Genomic DNA, 1,639 nt, shown 5'->3' with positions numbered 1-1,639 from the left:
CCCTACGCCCCCTCCCCCGACGGGGGGATCAGACGGCCTCGGCGGGAGAGGAGGAAGCGTTTGAATTCGGCTACCGGTGGGGTGTCCGGGTGGCCGTCCAGCCAGGCCACGCCGATCTCGCGGACCGCGCGCGGGGCCGTGACGGTCAGTTCGACCACGCCCGGGCGGGGGAACGCCGGTGGGGGCAGGAGGGCCACGCCGAAGCCGGCAGCGACCAGGCCGCGCAGGGTTTCGGCCTCCTCGCCCTCGAAGGCCACCCGCGGGGTGAAGCCGGCCTCGGCGCACAGGTCGTCGGTGATGCGGCGCAGGCCGTAGCCGGGTTCCAGGGTGACGAAGGTTTCCTCGGCGGCTTCGGCGAGGCGGATCCGCTTGCGGCCGGCCAGCCGGTGGTCCTCGGGGACGACCAGGCGCAGCCGCTGTTCGTCGAGGCGGCGGGCCACCAGGTCGGGGGCGTCGGGGACCGGGGAGGTCAGGCACAGGTCGAGTTCGCCGGCGCGGAGCCGGTCCAGCATGGCTTCGCCGTAGTTCTGCACGAGGGCGAACCGCACCTTGGGGTGGTCCGCGCGGAAGGCGCGGATGAGGCCGGGTACGGTCTCGGGGCCGAGGGTGTGCAGGAACCCGAAGGCGACCTTGCCGGTGGTGGGGTCGGCGTCGTCCTGGACGGCGGCGGCCGCCCGGGCGATCTCCGCCAGGGCCCGTTCGGCGGAGGCGAGGAAGGACCGGCCGGCCGTGGTCAGGGCGACCGAACGGCCCTTGCGGGCGAACAGGGTGACGCCCAGGTCCTCTTCGAGGCGGAACACGGCCCGGGACAGTGTGGACTGCGGAACGCCCAGTTCCTGGGCGGCGCGGGTGACGTGCTCGTGCCGGGCGACGGTGACGAAGTACGTCAGGCGCGGGGCCAGCATGCTTGTCACCTGGATGTCTTCTTCGTAACGGGTCATCTACAGGCGTCCTCGTGAGCTGCGGTGATGCACCAGCGGATCGATTATCCGGCTTTTGTGCATTGGACGCATGAATGAGGGCGGGGCTACGTTCGAGGCATGTCTCCCGCCCATACCGGGGCGCCCACCACCATGGGTGCCTCTCCCTCGCCGTCCCCCGCCGCAGCCGCGGCCCCCACCGCCGCACCGGCCCCGGCCCCGGCCCCCGAGCGCCTCGCTCCCGGTCTGCCCGGCTACCGCCGGATGACCCTCGCGCTGTTCGCGGCGGGCCTGGCCACCTTCGCGCTGCTGTACTCCACCCAGGCCCTGCTGCCGGCCCTCTCCGAGGACCTCGGCGTGAGCGCGGGCCGGGCCAGCTGGACCGTGTCGGCCGCTACCGGGGCGCTCGCCCTGTGCGTGCTGCCGTTGAGCGCGCTGTCCGAGCGGTTCGGGCGGGTGCGGATGATGACCGTCTCGCTGCTGCTGGCGGTGGCGGTGGGTCTGCTGGTGCCGCTGGCGCCGAGCATCGAGTGGCTGGTGGCGCTGCGCGCCGTGCAGGGCGCGGCGATCGCCGGGATCCCGGCCTCCGCGATGGCGTACCTGGCCGAGGAGGTCCGGCCCAAGGCGCTGGTCGCCGCGATCGGCCTGTTCGTGGCGGGCAACTCCCTCGGCGGGATGAGCGGCCGTCTGGTGACCGGCTGGGCGGCGCAGCTGGGGGG

Annotated in this window: 2 protein-coding genes; one reads left to right on the top strand and one right to left on the bottom strand. The window is 73.8% G+C overall.

What is annotated here, in order from left to right:
- Window positions 1–2: 2 nt before the first annotated feature.
- Window positions 3–905 (bottom strand): LysR family transcriptional regulator, encoded by a 903-nt coding sequence (locus tag EF918_RS35480; RefSeq protein WP_260611004.1) that lies wholly within the window; start codon window positions 903–905, stop codon window positions 3–5.
- A gap of 135 nt (window positions 906–1,040) precedes the next feature.
- Between EF918_RS35480 and EF918_RS35475 the strand changes: the two genes are divergently transcribed.
- On the top strand, window positions 1,041–1,639 hold a 599-nt coding region (locus tag EF918_RS35475; protein WP_148141350.1), incomplete at its 3' end, for an MFS transporter.

The sequence above is a fragment of the Streptomyces sp. WAC06614 genome (assembly GCF_003949795.1).
Lineage (GTDB): Bacteria > Actinomycetota > Actinomycetes > Streptomycetales > Streptomycetaceae > Streptomyces.
Note: the sequence above shows the minus strand (reverse complement) of the source record. Positions and strands in the feature narration are given on the sequence as shown.

Bases quoted from the DNA above. Each gene is read 5' to 3' on its own strand.
- EF918_RS35480 (WP_260611004.1), bottom strand. From the start codon at position 905: ATGCTGGCCCCGCGCCTGACGTACTTCGTCACCGTCGCCCGGCACGAG.